Annotated in this window: 7 protein-coding genes and 4 rRNA genes; all 11 read left to right on the forward strand. The window is 48.5% G+C overall.

Annotated features, from left to right (window positions below; translation table 11 throughout):
- The first annotated feature begins 74 nt into the window (after window positions 1-74).
- The 11 genes from MKY19_RS00055 to MKY19_RS00105 all read left to right on the forward strand — a co-directional run bounded on the left by MKY19_RS00055 (window position 75) and on the right by MKY19_RS00105 (window position 15,684).
- Window positions 75-3,003: ribosomal RNA gene (locus MKY19_RS00055) — 23S ribosomal RNA — on the forward strand.
- 74 nt (window positions 3,004-3,077) lie between these two features.
- Window positions 3,078-3,194 (forward strand): 5S ribosomal RNA (rrf, locus tag MKY19_RS00060).
- A 155-nt stretch (window positions 3,195-3,349) separates the two neighbouring features.
- Window positions 3,350-4,972, forward strand: a complete 1,623-nt coding sequence (locus MKY19_RS00065) for an ABC transporter substrate-binding protein (RefSeq protein ID WP_339799593.1) — start codon at window positions 3,350-3,352, stop codon at window positions 4,970-4,972.
- Window positions 4,969-5,958, forward strand: coding sequence for an ABC transporter permease (locus MKY19_RS00070; protein ID WP_339799595.1), 990 nt, complete (start codon window positions 4,969-4,971; stop codon window positions 5,956-5,958). The genes MKY19_RS00065 and MKY19_RS00070 overlap by 4 nt, the downstream gene beginning before the upstream one ends.
- Entirely contained in the window at window positions 5,955-6,821 is an 867-nt protein-coding gene (locus MKY19_RS00075; protein WP_339799597.1) for an ABC transporter permease, read from the forward strand. Before MKY19_RS00070 ends, MKY19_RS00075 begins: the two co-directional genes overlap by 4 nt.
- Window positions 6,818-7,585 carry an ABC transporter ATP-binding protein gene (locus tag MKY19_RS00080; RefSeq protein ID WP_256716449.1) on the forward strand — a complete coding sequence of 256 codons (768 nt, stop codon included), beginning with the start codon at window positions 6,818-6,820 and terminating at the stop codon, window positions 7,583-7,585. Before MKY19_RS00075 ends, MKY19_RS00080 begins: the two co-directional genes overlap by 4 nt.
- Window positions 7,576-8,349, forward strand: a complete 774-nt coding sequence (locus tag MKY19_RS00085; RefSeq protein WP_076287055.1) for an ATP-binding cassette domain-containing protein — start codon at window positions 7,576-7,578, stop codon at window positions 8,347-8,349. Before MKY19_RS00080 ends, MKY19_RS00085 begins: the two co-directional genes overlap by 10 nt.
- On the forward strand, window positions 8,346-9,404 hold the full coding sequence (locus MKY19_RS00090; RefSeq protein WP_339799600.1) for an aminotransferase class V-fold PLP-dependent enzyme: 1,059 nt from the start codon (window positions 8,346-8,348) through the stop codon (window positions 9,402-9,404). The genes MKY19_RS00085 and MKY19_RS00090 overlap by 4 nt, the downstream gene beginning before the upstream one ends.
- Before the next feature lie 2 nt (window positions 9,405-9,406).
- Window positions 9,407-10,558 carry an amidohydrolase family protein gene (locus MKY19_RS00095; protein ID WP_339799602.1) on the forward strand — a complete coding sequence of 384 codons (1,152 nt, stop codon included), beginning with the start codon at window positions 9,407-9,409 and terminating at the stop codon, window positions 10,556-10,558.
- A 426-nt stretch (window positions 10,559-10,984) separates the two neighbouring features.
- A 16S ribosomal RNA gene (locus MKY19_RS00100) occupies window positions 10,985-12,542 on the forward strand.
- Between the two features lie 213 nt (window positions 12,543-12,755).
- A 23S ribosomal RNA gene (locus MKY19_RS00105) occupies window positions 12,756-15,684 on the forward strand.
- Together the 16S and 23S rRNA genes form the textbook arrangement of a ribosomal RNA operon.
- The last annotated feature ends 34 nt before the right edge of the window (window positions 15,685-15,718 follow it).

Below are 15,718 nucleotides of genomic sequence, written 5' to 3' on the forward strand. Positions count from 1 at the left end.
AACAAGTAAATGTTATTAGTGAGATGATTCCAAAAGAGATGTCATTGTATGATATTTTCCTGCGGAAAAATCAAGGTTAAGCTAATAAGAGCACACGGAGGATGCCTAGGCGCCAGGAGCCGACGAAGGACGTGGCGAACAACGAAACTGCCTCGGGGAGCTGTAAGCAAGCTTTGATCCGGGGGTGTCCGAATGGGGAAACCCAGCTGTGGTAATTCGCAGTTACTCATCTCTGAACACATAGGAGATGTAGAGGCAGACCAGGGGAACTGAAACATCTAAGTACCCTGAGGAAGAGAAAACAATAGTGATTCCGTCAGTAGCGGCGAGCGAACGCGGAACAGCCTAAACCTAAGAGCTTGCTCTTAGGGGTTGTGGGACGTCTCACATGGAGTTACAAAGGAATATGGTAGGCGAAGAGGTCTGGAAAGGCCCGCGATAGAGGTAAAAGCCCTGTAGCCTAAACTGTGTTCTCTCCGAGACGGATCCCGAGTAGTGCGGGGCACGTGAAACCCCGTATGAATCCAGCAGGACCATCTGCTAAGGCTAAATACTACCTGGCGACCGATAGTGAAACAGTACCGTGAGGGAAAGGTGAAAAGCACCCCGGAAGGGGAGTGAAATAGAACCTGAAACCGTGTGCTTACAAAAAGTCAGAGCCCTATCTATGGGTGATGGCGTGCCTTTTGTAGAATGAACCGGCGAGTTACGTTTAACATGCAAGGTTAAGTCGAGAAGACGGAGCCGCAGCGAAAGCGAGTCTGAATAGGGCGATTTAGTATGTGGACGTAGACCCGAAACCGTGTGATCTACCCCTGTCCAGGGTGAAGGTGCGGTAACACGCACTGGAGGCCCGAACCCACGCATGTTGAAAAATGCGGGGATGAGGTGGGGGTAGCGGAGAAATTCCAATCGAACTCGGAGATAGCTGGTTCTCCCCGAAATAGCTTTAGGGCTAGCCTCGGTATAAGAGTAGTGGAGGTAGAGCACTGATTGGGTGCGGGGTCCGCAAGGATTACCAAGCTCAGTCAAACTCCGAATGCCATATACTTATTGCCGGGAGTCAGACAGTGAGTGCTAAGATCCATTGTCAAAAGGGAAACAGCCCAGACCATCAGCTAAGGTCCCCAAGTGTGTGTTAAGTGGGAAAGGATGTGGAGTTGCACAGACAACCAGGATGTTGGCTTAGAAGCAGCCACCATTGAAAGAGTGCGTAATAGCTCACTGGTCGAGTGACTCTGCGCCGAAAATGTAACGGGGCTAAACACACCACCGAAGCTATGGCTAGATACGTATGTATCTGGGGTAGGGGAGCGTTGTATGTGGGTTGAAGGTGTACCGTAAGGAGCGCTGGACAGCATACAAGTGAGAATGCCGGTATGAGTAACGAAAAGATCAGTGAGAATCTGATCCGCCGAAAGCCCAAGGTTTCCTGAGGAAGGCTCGTCCGCTCAGGGTAAGTCGGGACCTAAGGCGAGGCCGAAAGGCGTAGTCGAAGGACAACAGTTTGAAATTACTGTACCACCGTAATCCGCTATGAGCGATGGGGTGACGCAGGAGGGTAGTGACGCGGACTGATGGATATGTCCGTCTAAGCAGTGAGGCTGATGTGTAGGCAAATCCGCACATCGTTAAGGCTGGGCTGTGATGGGGAGCGAAAATTACAGTAGCGAAGGTCATGATCTCACACTGCCAAGAAAAGCCTCTAGCCAGGAGAAGGTGCCCGTACCGCAAACCGACACAGGTAGGCGAGAAGAGAATTCTAAGGCGCGCGGAAGAACTCTCGTTAAGGAACTCGGCAAAATGACCCCGTAACTTCGGGAGAAGGGGTGCCCCGGTAGTGTGAATAGCACGAGGGGGCCGCAGTGAAAAGGCCCAAGCGACTGTTTAGCAAAAACACAGGTCTGTGCGAAGCCGCAAGGCGAAGTATACGGGCTGACGCCTGCCCGGTGCTGGAAGGTTAAGGGGAGTGGTTAGGGGTAACCCGAAGCTATGAACCGAAGCCCCAGTAAACGGCGGCCGTAACTATAACGGTCCTAAGGTAGCGAAATTCCTTGTCAGGTAAATTCTGACCCGCACGAATGGCGTAACGACTTGGGCGCTGTCTCAACGAGAGATCCGGTGAAATTTTAATACCTGTGAAGATGCAGGTTACCCGCGACAAGACGGAAAGACCCCATGGAGCTTTACTGCAGCTTGATATTGAATTTGGGTACGATCTGTACAGGATAGGTGGGAGCCGTAGAAATCGGAGCGCAAGCTTCGGTGGAGGCGCCGTTGGGATACCACCCTGATCGTATCTAGGTTCTAACCTAGTACCCTAATCGGGTACGGGGACCGTGTCAGGCGGGCAGTTTGACTGGGGCGGTCGCCTCCTAAAGAGTAACGGAGGCGTTCCAAGGTTCCCTCAGAATGGTTGGAAATCATTCGAAGAGTGCAAAGGCATAAGGGAGCTTGACTGCGAGACCTACAAGTCGAGCAGGGACGAAAGTCGGACTTAGTGATCCGGTGGTACCGCATGGAAGGGCCATCGCTCAACGGATAAAAGCTACCCTGGGGATAACAGGCTTATCTCCCCCAAGAGTCCACATCGACGGGGAGGTTTGGCACCTCGATGTCGGCTCATCGCATCCTGGGGCTGAAGTAGGTCCCAAGGGTTGGGCTGTTCGCCCATTAAAGCGGTACGCGAGCTGGGTTCAGAACGTCGTGAGACAGTTCGGTCCCTATCTGTCGTGGGCGCAGGAAATTTGAGAGGAGCTGTCCTTAGTACGAGAGGACCGGGATGGACGTACCGCTGGTGCACCAGTTGTTTCGCCAGAAGCATGGCTGGGTAGCTACGTACGGACGGGATAAGCGCTGAAAGCATCTAAGCGTGAAGCCCCCCTCAAGATGAGATTTCCCAATTAGTAAGACCCCTTGAAGACGACGAGGTAGATAGGTTGGAGGTGGAAGTGCAGTAATGCATGGAGCTGACCAATACTAATCGGTCGAGGGCTTATCCTATACTTAAAATGCAAATTCAATTCGGATTCAGTTTTCAGGCGATTAAGTCTGAGCATTTACGCTGTAAATGCCCGTTTGGTGGCGATAGCGGAGGGGTTCCACGCGTACCCATCCCGAACACGACCGTTAAGCCCTCCAGCGCCGATGGTACTTGGACCGAAGGGTCCTGGGAGAGTAGGACGTTGCCAAGCACGCAAGACCACTGTTGAGTAATCGACAGTGGTCTTTTTGTTATGTCTATTTACTTAACGGATTGTTAAGATTTAAATTTTGTTTGACAGACCACATTGATTAATCCATAATACAATTCATACTAAACATATAAGAATTATAGGGGGAGCGGATTATGTCATATTTTAATGTATCTGTTAAGAAACCGGTTCTGTTGGGGGTGATAGCAGTTTTGCTATTGATGGTAATTGCAGGATGCTCGGGATCTAATAATAAGGCTGTTTCAAATAAAGATGCGCAGGAAAGTGCGAGTCCAGCAACAGCAACTCAGAGTCCTCAAGCGGCAGAGCCGGCAGTAGGAGGAACCTTCATCTATGGTCGGCCTGCATCTGTAACCTCGTTGGATTTGCATAACCAGATTACGTCCAACAATGCTTTTGCAATCGACAAAGTATTTGAATCGTTAGTTGCTTTTGACAGCAAGGGTGAAATTGTAGATTGGCTTGCGAAGTCACATAGTATCAGTGAGGATGGCCTGACGTATACTTTTGAACTTCGCGACGGCGTAAAGTTTTCAAACGGTACGGATGTGACTGCAGAAGATGCTGTATTCTCCCTTGAGCGGCACTTGAAGGTTGGCGGCCCGCTGGCAATATCGGCAAAGGTCGGCACAATTAAGGCGCAGGATAACAAAACGCTTGTTATTACACTTAAAGAGCCTTATACACCATTTATCTCAGAGCTATCCAATTTCTCAAATGGCATCCTGCCTAACAATTTTGGTGGAGCTTCCGAAGAAGAATTCTTTAAGAAGCCCATCGGAACGGGACCTTTTGTAGTTGAAACATGGGATACTGCAGGTGATCTGACCTTCACTAAGAACAAATTCTACTGGCAAGAAGGTAAACCATATATTGATAAGCTTGTTTATAAGTTAATTGAGGACGATAGCCAAGCAATCAACCAGCTGAAGGCTGGGGAAGTTAATGCTATTGAATCTTTAGCGCTGCAAAATGCCAATGAGATCAAAGATGGAGCTGACACTAAAGTAATTACTAACGGCAGTTGGGTGACAGAGCAATTGTTCTTTAATACGCTGGATGAACATTTCTCGGATGTGCATGTTCGCCGCGCGCTGGCTCTGGCACTTGATCGTGAAGGCTTGACCAAAGCATTAACGTTTGGTTATGCACAAACGGCAAACTCATTACTGCCAACAACGATTCCTTATAACTCCAATGATACAATCAAGGCTCTGAACTTCAATGTCGAGGCAGCGAAGGAAGAGCTTGCTAAATCTGCCTTCCCTAATGGATTCACTACCAAATTACTTGTAGCCTCCGGCAATAGTACAAGAGCGCAAGAGGCGCAAATTATTCAGGCAGCGGGTCAAACGATCGGGATTACAATTGAAATTGAGTCGATTGAGCTTGCTACTTTCCGTGAACGGTTCTTTGCATATGATTTCGCCGCAATGCTCAACAGCGGTCAAGCCGACTCCCCTGAAGCGAACTCGATTATTGCTTTTCAAACTGATCCGGAAGGCTTCAGCAAATCATATTGGACGCATTATACGAATGATGAAGTAACGAAGCTGCTATATGAGGGCCAAAAAACAGCGGACGGCGATGCTCGCGCACAAATCTATACTAAGCTGCTGCAGACACTTGCTGATGAAGTGCCGTATATTCCGCTTTATTATCCAGATGTTTTGAAAGGTATTCGTTCTTCAGTCGATGGCCTTGTTGTTCTACCTAACGGCAGCGCCCGTTTCGAAGATGTCCGCATCAGCCAATGACGAATCTTAAGCAGGTGTTAAATCAACCTAGAGGAAGCAAGGACTCTTACAACTGGCTTGTAATATCACTTATAAAGGCGCTGGCAGTGATCTGCTGCGTAATGATAGCAGTCTTTTTCATCATCCGAATTGTGCCTGGAGATCCAGCTAAAATGATATTGGGAGAATACAGTACCCCTGAGGCGCTCAAGAGTATGCATCATACTCTTGGGCTGGACCTCCCTTTATGGGAGCAGTTCATGCGATTTTTGAAGACGCTATTTACTCAGGGGGATACTGGAAACTCCATTGTTATGGGTACATCAACAAGAGAGTTGATTATGCAGAGAGCCCCTGTCACTTTGTTGCTCATAGTAATGGCGTGTGTGTTGGCGATTTTCGTATCACTTCTGCTTGCTACAGTAGCAGCTACGCATAAGGATAAACTGCTGGATCATTTAATACGTATTTTTCCTACAATAACTTTGGGTATGCCAATCTTCTGGGTTGGCTTACTTTTAATTTTGCTCTTTAGTGTCCGGTTTGGCTGGTTCCCTGTTGGGGGAGTAAGTGAAGGGTGGATTGGAACTTTGCACAGTCTTGCACTTCCGGCAATCACCGTTGCTTTCTCACAGATTCCTACGCTGGTCCGTTCGTTAAGAGCGCAGATGCTTGAAGTGTTAGAATCGGATTTTGTAGTTACACTTAAGGCTGCCGGAATACCAAGCAGGGTTATTTTATTTAAACATGTGCTGCGCAATTCGGCTCTTCCAACACTGATGCTGATGGGTGTGAATATTTCATATCTAATCGGCGGCACATTGGTCGTTGAACAGGTGTTTGGAATAAAGGGAATTGGCAGCTTGTTATTCACTTCAATTTCGAAACGGGACTTTCCAGTTATTCAAGGAATAGCACTTTACTGTGCGCTAGCTGTTGTGATCATCAGTCTCTTGATTGAAATCATTTCTTGGTGGCTTGATCCCAGAACGAAGGGAAAACAATGAAAACGATAAGACTAGAACCACGATTGTATGAGGCTGGCAAAATGACTAGCGGCTTAAAACGAATATGGAATACCCCTTCACTTCTAGTGGGATTGATTATGTTTGCAGCTCTTATTCTCTTGACTGTGTTCATACCGTTTATAAGTCCCTATGATCCCTCCGAGCAAAATTTGAGCGCCTTTCTGCAGCCTCCGTCGGCTGAACACTGGCTAGGAACCGATCAGCTGGGACGTGATCTGTTTACTAGATTGATTTATGCTGCGAGGACTGATTTAAAAATCATGGTCTTGGCAGAAATCATTCCCTTTTGCATAGGTGTGTTCCTAGGAATGCTAGCAGGATATTACGGCAAATGGATTGATACAGTTATTACGCTGCTGTCAGATACGTTGATCGCTTTTCCTTTTTATCTAATCGTCATTATCGTTGCTTTTGCCAGTGGAGCAGGAGAACGAGGCATTTATATTACTTTTATCCTTGTAGGTTGGATTGTTTTTGCCCGTGTAGTGAGAGGTCTTAGCGCATCTTTTCGCAATCAGGAATGGGTGGCATCCGCTCAAACCTTAGGGCTACCCGGAGTGAAAATTATTTTGCGTCATCTGCTGCCCAATGTGCTTCCGCAAGCCGTGGTCGTTCTTATGACAGACATGATTGGATTGCTTGTTGCCATTGTTACACTGGGGTATCTTGGGATCGGTATTACACCGCCAACTCCAGACTGGGGAACTATGATCTCAGATGGACAGCCATTCATCACTACAGCTTGGTGGCTCTCAGCTGTCCCAGGATTTGCAGTAGTGTATACCGGAATAGCTTTGTCGCTCCTAGGTGATGGTTTGGCAGACATATGGAGGAAAAAATGATGTCTAAAGAGCCCATTTTAGAAATAAACGCACTATCGCTGGCAGCGAAGTCAAAAGAGAGATTAGTCAACAATGTTAGCTTTTCGCTGAGCAAAGGGGAGAGTCTAGGATTAGTAGGTGAGTCGGGTTCAGGAAAATCGCTTACGCTGCGTGCAATTCTGGGACTACTTCCAAATGGTGTTGAACAGACAGGTGGCACCATTAAGAGTGACGTAAGCAGTGCAATGGTGTTTCAAGACCCAAGAGGTGCGCTTGATCCACTCTGTATGGTTGTCAATCAGCTGGCTGAAGTCGTGTATTACAGACAGAAAGTTAGTCGAAAGGCTTCACGAATGATTGCGCTGGAGCTACTCGAAAGACTTGGTCTCCCTGATTCTTTAAAGAAAAAGGATCGATATCCGAGTCAGCTGTCAGGCGGTCAATGTCAACGGGTAGTCATCGCTTTGGCACTGGCGTGCAAGCCAGGTATTCTTCTCTGTGATGAGCCGACAACGGCGCTGGATGTCACGGTTCAACGACAAATTATTGAAACGATCACGAACCTCCAGCAGGAGTTGGGATTTGCTATGGTTTTTGTAACGCATAATCTCGCGATTGCAGCCAACTTGTGCTCACGCCTATGTGTAATGAAACAAGGGCAGATTGTGGAGCATGGCGCTACCCTTGATATTTTGCAAAATCCATCCGACCCTTACACACAGATGCTGATTGATTCGGTGCTTCCTTTGCCAGAGCTTGAAGGGAGTAGAGACTCATGGAACTAGCCTTACAAATAAAAGATTTAACTGTTCACTACGGCGGATTTACTGCACTGGATTGTATCAATTTGAATCTTGAGCAGCACACCACTCTTGGACTTGTTGGAGAATCCGGTTCAGGGAAATCTACGCTGGCGCGAGTAATTGCTGGACTGATTGCCCCACATGAGGGGAAGATTCTGTTAGGTACCCAAGAGTTAAAAAAGAAAAGGAGCCGTGAGCAGCGTAAAATAATCCAGATGATCTTCCAAAATCCTGATGCATCGCTGAATCCAAAGCATTCGATTAGGCAAATTCTTTCCGAGCCCTTATTGTTTCATAAAATTGTGGGACGTACGGACGTTGAGCAAAGATGTAAAGAGCTTTTGAACCAGGTTCATTTGGAGCAAAAGGCTTTAGATAAATTCCCGCATGAATTTTCAGGTGGTCAACGGCAACGGATAGCGATCGCTCGTGCATTAAGCGTTGAACCAAATATCCTGATCGCCGATGAACCAACCAGCGCGCTGGATGTATCTGTGCAGCTTAGTGTGCTCGAACTGTTCAATACGCTGAAAGCTGAGCTTAATCTCACCATGCTTTTTATTTCCCATGATCTAGGAGTAATTAATGCAATTAGCGATACGGTAGCAGTTATGCGGCAAGGAAAGCTCGTGGAGCAGAGTCCGAAGGATCAATTCTTCATCCGGCCTAAACATGAATACAGTTACGAGCTGTTGTCGGCAGTTCCTAAAATGCCAAAATCAAGTACATCAGGAGGTTTCTTATGAGCCCAGAATATAATGTACATGTGCCACTTTCAGTGGATGAGTACAATAAGCTTACACAATTGATTTCTACTATCTTGTTTACTGAGCACCCACCAGTTATCATCCCAGCTGAGGCAATTCTGGGGATCGAGGCAGTGGCTGCAGGAATAGCCGCGCCTGGTCGAACCATTGTAAATATAGTAACAGGTCCCTATGGAAGTCTATTTGGAAAGTGGCTTGAACGGGGAGGAGCAACGGTTATTGAAGTAAAGGTTCCTTTTGATGAAGTGGTCACTGGCGACCAAGTTGCTTCCGCAATTAAAGAGTTTAGCCCTTGTGCCCTTTCCTTTGTTCAGGCTGAAGTAGTTACAGGTGGTTCTAATCCGGCTAAAGAAATATTTAAGATTGCAAAGGAGTTCAATCTCATTACTGTGACGGACTCAGTTTCTGCGGTTGGGGGAGAGGCGTTACTGGTCGATGAATGGGGAGTTGATTTTGCTGTGATAGGCGCACAAAAAGCCTTGGCTGGACCTAACGGTGTTAGCGCCGTCAGTATTTCACCACGTGGCTGGCAATTTCTTGAGTCTAATAAAAATGCACCGCGTAACTCCATTCTGTCCTTGCTGGATCTCAAACCTTCGCTGGATGGCACTGCGCCGCTACGGGTTGCTCCAAATATCCCTACTTTAGAGGCTCGAGCTCTGATCCTGGCCTTGACACGAATTGAAGAAGAGGGATTGGAGCAAATCATTCAGCGTCATGAAAGGGCTGCAGCTGCTACATTAGCTGGTATAGAATCCTTGGGGCTTGAGCCTTGGCAAAAGGACAGCAGACATTATTCTACACTGACTACAACGGTTCGGATTGCTGGAAAGCAAGATTTGCAGATCGAAAAACCTATAGGCATTGTGGCTCCAGGAGACGGAGAATTATTTGGCCATCTTTTGCGGATCAATCATTTCGGAACAAATGCTGCTCGGAAAAGTGTGGAGGAAGCCATATCAACGCTTGCTGAGTTATTGAAACAGGACCCTGATCAGGCATTACATGCTGTTCGGCTGGCTTGGGGGGAATGAAGATGATCCATAAGCATCCAGAGCTGCATACATTCAAGGATATTCATATAGCTGGCATCGAAGGTAAACGATTTGATGTTGTGATCAAGGATGGCTATTTTTCATCTATTACTGAAGCGGAGTCGCAACAAAATAATTCAACTCCTACAGGCACAGAACTATGGATAAGTCCTGGTATAATTGATCTTCATACGCATCTTGCTTGGACAGACTTTGATCATGCGGACCAATTGAAGCGCGACTCCCAGCAGATCGAAGCCATGCAGGCACAAGCCTTTGAGGCTACTCTAAGGACGGGTGTAACGACTGTACGGGATGCAGGCGGAATTGTGCCAAGCACAGTGCAGCATCTTGTTCAGCAGTATCAGCAGCCTTTAAGAGTGCATACCAGCAGCGATATGCTTGGAGCAGCAGATGCCCGTGGACTTAAGCATTTGGAACAACGGATGGCGCAAATCTTTGCTACAGGAGCGGGCTGGATAAAAATCATGGCCACAGGCGGTCTTGGGGCACCCACCGAGAAAGTCGTAGATCCGATCTTTTCCGAAGAAGAGTTTGCATTCATTGTTCGTAATGCACATGCCCGTGATAAGAAGGTACTGGTTCATACCTGGGGTGGAGTGACGATAGACTGGTCCATTCAGGCCGGGGTGGAATCTATAGAGCATGGGATGTTTCTAACTGAAGATCAGGCAGGGAGACTTGCTAATTCGGAGGTAGCTTTTGTACCTACTACATCCATCTATCGCATTGCCGCAGATCCGAAAGGCGTTCTAGCGTTGAACCCGATCATTTGCGAACGAGCTGCCCGCGCTGCTGAATCGCATTCCAAAGCCATTAATTATGCAAAAAGAGAAGGCGTTCGTATTGGATTCGGTACAGATTATGCTACACCCTCATTACATGGTTATAACCTTCAAGAATTGGATACGTTGATTGATTATGGCTTAACTCGCAGAGAAGCGTGGCAGTCTGCTACTAAAAGCGCTGCTGACATTCTAGGGAGCGGTAACGAGCTGGGGCAGATTGCAGAAGGTTTTATTGCAGATGCTGTTGTTTTCAATGTCGATCCATACCAGGCGTATAATGCAGAGATACTTCGAAACAGTATCGTTTCCGTAATTACTGGAGCGAAGGAGGCGGAATTAATTTAGATTCGTCTAAGCTATCTTCTGAAAACAACTGATATCTTTTTCAGTTGTTTTTCTTTTATATTATGGAATGTATATAAGGCAACAGTATATAAAGATAGAGTGTATTCATTAATACATGATTTATGGTTTTTAAATCTTTGTAAAAAAAAGTGTTGCAATGAATCTCTATACATGATATATTCTATTTCTGGCCGAGAAACACACATGCCGAGCTCGAAAAAGAAGTAAAAAAAGAGCTTGACATTAAACGGCTGAACATGATATAGTATAAGAGTTGCTGCTGAGACATTAAACGGCGACAACGAGAACTTGATCTTTGAAAACTGAACAACGAGTGAGTAGGAAATCACGAAAGTGATATCCAAAATTAGAGAATTAATTTTCTCGTCAGATGTTTCAAAATGAGCATATCGCTCTTTTCAATACTAATTGGAGAGTTTGATCCTGGCTCAGGACGAACGCTGGCGGCGTGCCTAATACATGCAAGTCGAGCGGAGTCATTTTGAAAGCTTGCTTTCAAAATGACTTAGCGGCGGACGGGTGAGTAACACGTAGGCAACCTGCCCCTTAGACTGGGATAACTACCGGAAACGGTAGCTAATACCGGATAATTTCTTTTTTCTCCTGAAGGAAGAATGAAAGACGGAGCAATCTGTCACTGAGGGATGGGCCTGCGGCGCATTAGCTAGTTGGTGGGGTAACGGCCCACCAAGGCGACGATGCGTAGCCGACCTGAGAGGGTGAACGGCCACACTGGGACTGAGACACGGCCCAGACTCCTACGGGAGGCAGCAGTAGGGAATCTTCCGCAATGGACGAAAGTCTGACGGAGCAACGCCGCGTGAGTGATGAAGGTTTTCGGATCGTAAAGCTCTGTTGCCAGGGAAGAACGTCCGGTAGAGTAACTGCTATCGGAGTGACGGTACCTGAGAAGAAAGCCCCGGCTAACTACGTGCCAGCAGCCGCGGTAATACGTAGGGGGCAAGCGTTGTCCGGAATTATTGGGCGTAAAGCGCGCGCAGGCGGTCATTTAAGTCTGGTGTTTAAACCTTGGGCTCAACCTGAGGTCGCACTGGAAACTGGGTGACTTGAGTACAGAAGAGGAAAGTGGAATTCCACGTGTAGCGGTGAAATGCGTAGATATGTGGAGGAACACCAGTGGCGAAGGCGACTTTCTGGGCTGTAACTGACGCTGAGGCGCGAAAGCGTGGGGAGCAAACAGGATTAGATACCCTGGTAGTCCACGCCGTAAACGATGAGTGCTAGGTGTTAGGGGTTTCGATACCCTTGGTGCCGAAGTTAACACAGTAAGCACTCCGCCTGGGGAGTACGGTCGCAAGACTGAAACTCAAAGGAATTGACGGGGACCCGCACAAGCAGTGGAGTATGTGGTTTAATTCGAAGCAACGCGAAGAACCTTACCAGGTCTTGACATCCCTCTGAATCCACTAGAGATAGTGGCGGCCTTCGGGACAGAGGAGACAGGTGGTGCATGGTTGTCGTCAGCTCGTGTCGTGAGATGTTGGGTTAAGTCCCGCAACGAGCGCAACCCTTAACTTTAGTTGCCAGCAAGTAATGTTGGGCACTCTAGAGTGACTGCCGGTGACAAACCGGAGGAAGGTGGGGATGACGTCAAATCATCATGCCCCTTATGACCTGGGCTACACACGTACTACAATGGCCGGTACAACGGGAAGCGAAACCGCGAGGTGAAGCCAATCCCATCAAAGCCGGTCTCAGTTCGGATTGCAGGCTGCAACTCGCCTGCATGAAGTCGGAATTGCTAGTAATCGCGGATCAGCATGCCGCGGTGAATACGTTCCCGGGTCTTGTACACACCGCCCGTCACACCACGAGAGTTTACAACACCCGAAGTCGGTGGGGTAACCCGCAAGGGAGCCAGCCGCCGAAGGTGGGGTAGATGATTGGGGTGAAGTCGTAACAAGGTAGCCGTATCGGAAGGTGCGGCTGGATCACCTCCTTTCTATGGAGAATCGTCTTCTGCAATGAAGACATTCAAATCGGAAGCTAAGCTTCCACAACTCACTCGTTGCTCAGTTTTGAGAGTTTAAGCTCTCAAGTAAGACTTGATCCTTGAAAACTGGATACCGAAACGAATTTGCGTTTTAGAACATCTTTTAGCAACTTGTGCAAACAAGTAAATGTTATTAGTGAGATTTTTCTTAGGAAAAATCAAGGTTAAGCTAATAAGAGCACACGGAGGATGCCTAGGCGCCAGGAGCCGACGAAGGACGTGGCGAACAACGAAACTGCCTCGGGGAGCTGTAAGCAAGCTTTGATCCGGGGGTGTCCGAATGGGGAAACCCAGCTGTGGTAATTCGCAGTTACTCATCTCTGAACACATAGGAGATGTAGAGGCAGACCAGGGGAACTGAAACATCTAAGTACCCTGAGGAAGAGAAAACAATAGTGATTCCGTCAGTAGCGGCGAGCGAACGCGGAACAGCCTAAACCTAAGAGCTTGCTCTTAGGGGTTGTGGGACGTCTCACATGGAGTTACAAAGGAATATGGTAGGCGAAGAGGTCTGGAAAGGCCCGCGATAGAGGTAAAAGCCCTGTAGCCTAAACTGTGTTCTCTCCGAGACGGATCCCGAGTAGTGCGGGGCACGTGAAACCCCGTATGAATCCAGCAGGACCATCTGCTAAGGCTAAATACTACCTGGCGACCGATAGTGAAACAGTACCGTGAGGGAAAGGTGAAAAGCACCCCGGAAGGGGAGTGAAATAGAACCTGAAACCGTGTGCTTACAAAAAGTCAGAGCCCGATCTATGGGTGATGGCGTGCCTTTTGTAGAATGAACCGGCGAGTTACGTTTAACATGCAAGGTTAAGTCGAGAAGACGGAGCCGCAGCGAAAGCGAGTCTGAATAGGGCGATTTAGTATGTGGACGTAGACCCGAAACCGTGTGATCTACCCCTGTCCAGGGTGAAGGTGCGGTAACACGCACTGGAGGCCCGAACCCACGCATGTTGAAAAATGCGGGGATGAGGTGGGGGTAGCGGAGAAATTCCAATCGAACTCGGAGATAGCTGGTTCTCCCCGAAATAGCTTTAGGGCTAGCCTCGGTATAAGAGTAGTGGAGGTAGAGCACTGATTGGGTGCGGGGTCCGCAAGGATTACCAAGCTCAGTCAAACTCCGAATGCCATATACTTATTGCCGGGAGTCAGACAGTGAGTGCTAAGATCCATTGTCAAAAGGGAAACAGCCCAGACCATCAGCTAAGGTCCCCAAGTGTGTGTTAAGTGGGAAAGGATGTGGAGTTGCACAGACAACCAGGATGTTGGCTTAGAAGCAGCCACCATTGAAAGAGTGCGTAATAGCTCACTGGTCGAGTGACTCTGCGCCGAAAATGTAACGGGGCTAAACACACCACCGAAGCTATGGCTAGATACGTATGTATCTGGGGTAGGGGAGCGTTGTATGTGGGTTGAAGGTGTACCGTAAGGAGCGCTGGACAGCATACAAGTGAGAATGCCGGTATGAGTAACGAAAAGATCAGTGAGAATCTGATCCGCCGAAAGCCCAAGGTTTCCTGAGGAAGGCTCGTCCGCTCAGGGTAAGTCGGGACCTAAGGCGAGGCCGAAAGGCGTAGTCGAAGGACAACAGTTTGAAATTACTGTACCACCGTAATCCGCTATGAGCGATGGGGTGACGCAGGAGGGTAGTGACGCGGACTGATGGATATGTCCGTCTAAGCAGTGAGGCTGATGTGTAGGCAAATCCGCACATCGTTAAGGCTGGGCTGTGATGGGGAGCGAAAATTACAGTAGCGAAGGTCATGATCTCACACTGCCAAGAAAAGCCTCTAGCCAGGAGAAGGTGCCCGTACCGCAAACCGACACAGGTAGGCGAGAAGAGAATTCTAAGGCGCGCGGAAGAACTCTCGTTAAGGAACTCGGCAAAATGACCCCGTAACTTCGGGAGAAGGGGTGCCCCGGTAGTGTGAATAGCACGAGGGGGCCGCAGTGAAAAGGCCCAAGCGACTGTTTAGCAAAAACACAGGTCTGTGCGAAGCCGCAAGGCGAAGTATACGGGCTGACGCCTGCCCGGTGCTGGAAGGTTAAGGGGAGTGGTTAGGGGTAACCCGAAGCTATGAACCGAAGCCCCAGTAAACGGCGGCCGTAACTATAACGGTCCTAAGGTAGCGAAATTCCTTGTCAGGTAAATTCTGACCCGCACGAATGGCGTAACGACTTGGGCGCTGTCTCAACGAGAGATCCGGTGAAATTTTAATACCTGTGAAGATGCAGGTTACCCGCGACAAGACGGAAAGACCCCATGGAGCTTTACTGCAGCTTGATATTGAATTTGGGTACGATCTGTACAGGATAGGTGGGAGCCGTAGAAATCGGAGCGCAAGCTTCGGTGGAGGCGCCGTTGGGATACCACCCTGATCGTATCTAGGTTCTAACCTAGTACCCTAATCGGGTACGGGGACCGTGTCAGGCGGGCAGTTTGACTGGGGCGGTCGCCTCCTAAAGAGTAACGGAGGCGTTCCAAGGTTCCCTCAGAATGGTTGGAAATCATTCGAAGAGTGCAAAGGCATAAGGGAGCTTGACTGCGAGACCTACAAGTCGAGCAGGGACGAAAGTCGGACTTAGTGATCCGGTGGTACCGCATGGAAGGGCCATCGCTCAACGGATAAAAGCTACCCTGGGGATAACAGGCTTATCTCCCCCAAGAGTCCACATCGACGGGGAGGTTTGGCACCTCGATGTCGGCTCATCGCATCCTGGGGCTGAAGTAGGTCCCAAGGGTTGGGCTGTTCGCCCATTAAAGCGGTACGCGAGCTGGGTTCAGAACGTCGTGAGACAGTTCGGTCCCTATCTGTCGTGGGCGCAGGAAATTTGAGAGGAGCTGTCCTTAGTACGAGAGGACCGGGATGGACGTACCGCTGGTGCACCAGTTGTTTCGCCAGAAGCATGGCTGGGTAGCTACGTACGGACGGGATAAGCGCTGAAAGCATCTAAGCGTGAAGCCCCCCTCAAGATGAGATTTCCCAATTAGTAAGACCCCTTGAAGACGACGAGGTAGATAGGTTGGAGGTGGAAGTGCAGTAATGCATGGAGCTGACCAATACTAATCGGTCGAGGGCTTATCCTATACTTAAAATGCAAATTCAATTCGGATTCAGTTT

This window comes from Paenibacillus sp. FSL R5-0744, assembly GCF_037972555.1.
Classification (GTDB): Bacteria; Bacillota; Bacilli; order Paenibacillales; family Paenibacillaceae; genus Paenibacillus_AQ.

Excerpts from the sequence above, each read along its gene's own strand:
- MKY19_RS00065 (WP_339799593.1), top strand. The coding sequence starts at position 3,350 with ATGTCATATTTTAATGTATCTGTTAAGAAACCGGTTCTGTTGGGGGTG.
- MKY19_RS00070 (WP_339799595.1), top strand. The coding sequence starts at position 4,969 with ATGACGAATCTTAAGCAGGTGTTAAATCAACCTAGAGGAAGCAAGGAC.
- MKY19_RS00075 (WP_339799597.1), top strand. The coding sequence starts at position 5,955 with ATGAAAACGATAAGACTAGAACCACGATTGTATGAGGCTGGCAAAATG.
- MKY19_RS00080 (WP_256716449.1), top strand. The coding sequence starts at position 6,818 with ATGATGTCTAAAGAGCCCATTTTAGAAATAAACGCACTATCGCTGGCA.
- MKY19_RS00085 (WP_076287055.1), top strand. The coding sequence starts at position 7,576 with ATGGAACTAGCCTTACAAATAAAAGATTTAACTGTTCACTACGGCGGA.
- MKY19_RS00090 (WP_339799600.1), top strand. The coding sequence starts at position 8,346 with ATGAGCCCAGAATATAATGTACATGTGCCACTTTCAGTGGATGAGTAC.
- MKY19_RS00095 (WP_339799602.1), top strand. The coding sequence starts at position 9,407 with ATGATCCATAAGCATCCAGAGCTGCATACATTCAAGGATATTCATATA.